Here is a 4,156-nt window from a genome sequence, read left to right on the forward strand (position 1 = left end):
GGTGAAGAGATCCGGCATGAATACGGAGCACTCGCTTCAAGAGCTCGTCCGGCTGGCCGAGACAGCCGGCGTGGAAGTGCTGGAAATGCTAGTGCAGAACCGGGATGTACCGGATGCGAGATGGTTTATCGGCAAGGGCAAGGTGGAAGAGCTGAAGCAAATTCTGGAAATGCATGGCGGCAATACGGCCATCTTTGATCAGGAGCTCTCCGGCGCCCAGGTCCGGAACCTGGAGGAGGCCCTCGATGCCAAAATCATCGACCGCACCCAGCTCATCCTGGATATTTTCGCCCAGCGCGCCAAAACGCGCGAAGGGATTATCCAGGTGGAGCTGGCTCAGCTGACGTACCTGCTGCCACGGCTGTCCGGACACGGCAAAAACCTTTCCCGTCTCGGCGGGGGAATCGGGACGCGGGGACCGGGGGAAAGCAAGCTGGAGACCGACCGCCGGCACATCCGCGGTCGGATCGGCGACCTGAAACGCCAGCTTGAAGAGGTTACCAAGCACCGGAAGCTGCACCGCGGCCGCAGGCAGAAGAGCGGGGTGGTCCAGGTTGCGCTGGTGGGCTACACGAATGCGGGCAAGTCAACGCTGCTCAAACAGCTGACCAACGCTGACGTCTATATCGAAAACCAGCTGTTTGCGACGCTGGATCCGACCTCGCGTATCATGAAGCTGCCCGGCGGCAGCGAAGTGATCCTGACCGATACGGTCGGCTTCATCCAGAACCTCCCGCACGACCTCGTCGCCGCATTCCGCGCCACGCTGGAGGAAGTGAATGAGGCCGATCTCGTTCTGCACGTCGTTGACGCATCGTCGGAGATGCGGGACGAACAAATGCGGGTGGTGGATTCCATTCTGGAAGAGCTGGGGGCGGCTGACAAGCCGCAGCTGATCCTTTTCAACAAAAAAGACGTCTGCACCCCGGAGCAGCTGGAGATGCTGCCGTCCGGGACGGGTTATTTAAAAATCAGCGCTTTTGCGGAAGGAGATCTGCTGGCCGTTCGCGAAGCAGTACAGACGAGGCTGACGGGAGATACATTAACCTTCCGCGTACCTGCCGGACGTGGTGATATATTGTCCCAGCTGCACCGGGTCGGCGAAGTGATTGGCCAGGATGCCGACAATGATGATATGATTTATACGGTGCAGGTGCACAAGCCTGACTATGAGAAGTACGGTTACATCGTAGAGAGCTATAAAGAACAGGTCAGACCTTCTGACCAATGAGAAGTGAGGAGAAACCGGGAACATGGTAACATTTGCAGACGAACTTATACAGTGGAAAGATACAGCCGAGCGGCGGATCGAAGATCAGCTCCGGACGGTGGACGGAATCGTGGACCATAATCAGTGGAAGGTCATCGAAGCGTTCCAGCGCCATCAGGTGAGCGATTTTCATTTCGCCGGCTCAACCGGTTATGCCTATAACGACCGAGGAAGAGAAGTGCTTGATTTGGTGTATGCGGACGTATTCGGAGCCGAAGCCGCTCTGGTACGCCCGCATTTTGCTTCCGGGACCCATACGATTTCAACGGCCTTGTTCGGGGTGCTTCGTCCTGGGGACGAGCTGTTCTACATTACCGGACGGCCGTACGATACATTACATAAGGTGATCGGCCGCAAAGGGGATGGAACGGGCTCCCTGGCCGATTTTGGGATTACTTACCGCGAAGCTGCCTTGACTGCGTCAGGAGACGTAGACTGGGAGGCTGTAGAAGCCGGCATTTCCGGCTCAACGAAGGTGATCGGCATCCAGCGGTCGCGCGGCTATGACTGGCGTTCCTCGTTCACGGTGGAGCAGATTGGCGAAATGGTCCGGCGCGTAAAGCAAATCAAGCCGGATGTGATCGTGTTTGTGGACAACTGCTACGGCGAATTTACGGAGGAAATAGAGCCGACGCAGGTCGGAGTAGATCTGATGGCGGGCTCGCTGATCAAAAACCCCGGCGGGGGTATTGCCGAAACCGGCGGCTATATTTGCGGCAGACAAGCCCTCGTTGATCTTGCAGCCTATCGGCTGACCGCCCCGGGCATCGGCGGTGAGGTGGGAGCGATGCTTGGAGCGACCCGGGGGATTTACCAGGGGCTCTTCCTTGCGCCGACGCTTGTGGGACAAGCGGTCAAGGGCAGCATTTTCGCAGCCGCGATGTTTGAGCAGGCGGGGTTCGAGAGCAAGCCGGCATGGAACGAGAAGCGCACCGACCTGATCCAGGCCATTTCCTTTACCGGACCGGATCATTTGATCGCTTTCGTTCAGGGGATCCAGCGCGCGGCAGCGGTCGACAGCCACGTCGTACCCGAGCCGTGGGACATGCCCGGCTACGAGCATCCGGTCATTATGGCGGCCGGGACGTTCATTCAAGGGGGAAGTCTGGAGCTGTCTGCAGACGCGCCGATCCGGGAGCCTTATATCGGATACATGCAGGGCGGACTCACCTATTCACACGTCAAATATGGCGTAATGATGGCGTTACAGACGATGAAAAATCGAAAATTATTGTAAGTTTATCTGACACGTTATTGACGTGTGATATCATGAAATGTACAATGGAACATGAGAAATAGTTCATGTGGAAGGTTGAGATGAGTCATGGGTGATGAAATTCGCAGAAACATGGCATTATTCCCGATAGGTATCGTCATGAAGCTGACCGATTTGTCCGCGCGGCAGATCCGGTATTACGAACAGCACAATTTGATCGTGCCTGCGCGCACCTCCGGCAACCAGCGGTTGTTCTCGTTTAACGATGTGGAGAGATTGCTGGAGATTAAGGCGCTCATTGAGAAGGGCGTCAACATCGCGGGAATCAAGCAGGTCATGAATCCTGTGTCCAAAGAGTCTGAGGAAGCCACTGTCCTTAATGCCGACACCGAGGTAAAGCGCAGAGAACTGTCGGAATCTCAGCTGCACCGATTGCTGAAGCAGCAGCTGGTATCTGGTAAGAGACCGGGTCAGGTCTCATTGATTCAAGGCGAGCTGTCCCGGTTTTTTAATAAAAAATAACAGGAATCACATGTGAGAAAGGGAGAGGATATCGTGAGTTATACTAAAGAGGATATTCTGCGTATTGCGGAGGAAGAGAACGTCCGTTTTATCCGTCTTCAATTCACGGACTTGCTGGGAACGATCAAAAATGTGGAGATTCCCGTCAGCCAGCTGAAGAAGGCGCTCGACAATAAAATGATGTTCGATGGATCTTCCATCGAAGGTTATGTGCGCATCGAGGAATCCGATATGTACCTGTATCCGGATTTGGACACTTGGGTCATTTTCCCTTGGGTGACGGAAGACCGCGTTGCGCGTCTCATCTGTGACATTTATATGCCGGATGGCACTCCGTTTGCCGGAGACCCTCGCGGTATTCTGAAACGCAACCTGAAAGAAGCGGAAGCGATGGGCTACACGTCCATGAACGTAGGTCCGGAGCCGGAATTTTTCCTGTTCAAGACCGACGAGAAAGGCAATCCGACGACGGAACTGAACGACCAGGGCGGATATTTTGACCTGGCTCCGACAGACCTCGGCGAGAACTGCCGCCGCGAGATCGTATTGACGTTGGAAGAAATGGGATTTGAAATCGAGGCTTCCCACCACGAAGTGGCGCCGGGACAGCACGAGATCGACTTTAAATACGAGAACGCTGTGAAGGCAGCGGACCAGATCCAAACGTTCAAACTGGTCGTTAAAACGATTGCCCGTCAGCATGGTCTGCATGCGACCTTTATGCCGAAGCCGCTGTTCGGCGTGAACGGTTCCGGTATGCACTGCCACCAGTCGCTGTTCAAAGGCAACGAGAACGCCTTCTACGACGAGTCCGACGAGCTGGGCCTGAGCGCCACCGCCCGCTATTACATGGCAGGCGTGCTGAAGCATGCCCGCGCCATGGCAGCCATCACGAACCCGACGGTCAACTCTTACAAGCGCCTCGTTCCAGGCTATGAAGCTCCGTGCTACGTGGCTTGGTCCGGCAGCAACCGCAGCCCGATGATCCGGATTCCGGCTTCCCGCGGTTTGAGCACACGCGTTGAAGTTCGTAACCCGGATCCTGCAGCGAACCCGTACCTGGCGCTTGCCGTTATGCTGAGAGCCGGCCTTGACGGCATCAGCAACGAGCTGAAGCTGCCGGCGCCGATCGACCGCAACATCTACGT

4 protein-coding genes are annotated in these 4,156 nt (G+C 55.9%); all 4 read left to right on the top strand.

Annotation, left to right across the window (positions count from 1 at the left end; genetic code table 11):
* Positions 1 to 1,231 (top strand): GTPase HflX (gene hflX, locus CPT76_RS05815; RefSeq protein ID WP_105442222.1); only part of this gene is annotated, 1,231 nt, incomplete at its 5' end.
* A 22-nt stretch (positions 1,232 to 1,253) separates the two neighbouring features.
* On the top strand, positions 1,254 to 2,507 hold the full coding sequence (locus CPT76_RS05820; protein WP_105442223.1) for a methionine gamma-lyase family protein: 1,254 nt from the start codon (positions 1,254 to 1,256) through the stop codon (positions 2,505 to 2,507).
* Between the two features lie 87 nt (positions 2,508 to 2,594).
* On the top strand, positions 2,595 to 3,008 hold the full coding sequence (locus tag CPT76_RS05825; RefSeq protein WP_076171220.1) for a MerR family transcriptional regulator: 414 nt from the start codon (positions 2,595 to 2,597) through the stop codon (positions 3,006 to 3,008).
* A 33-nt stretch (positions 3,009 to 3,041) separates the two neighbouring features.
* The coding region (locus CPT76_RS05830) for a glutamine synthetase family protein (RefSeq protein ID WP_258168123.1) at positions 3,042 to 4,156 on the top strand (1,115 nt) is incomplete at its 3' end.

Source organism: Paenibacillus sp. AR247, assembly GCF_002968895.1.
Lineage (GTDB): Bacteria > Bacillota > Bacilli > Paenibacillales > Paenibacillaceae > Paenibacillus_AQ > Paenibacillus_AQ favisporus.

Excerpts from the sequence above, each read along its gene's own strand:
- CPT76_RS05820 (WP_105442223.1), top strand. The coding sequence starts at position 1,254 with ATGGTAACATTTGCAGACGAACTTATACAGTGGAAAGATACAGCCGAG.
- CPT76_RS05825 (WP_076171220.1), top strand. The coding sequence starts at position 2,595 with ATGGGTGATGAAATTCGCAGAAACATGGCATTATTCCCGATAGGTATC.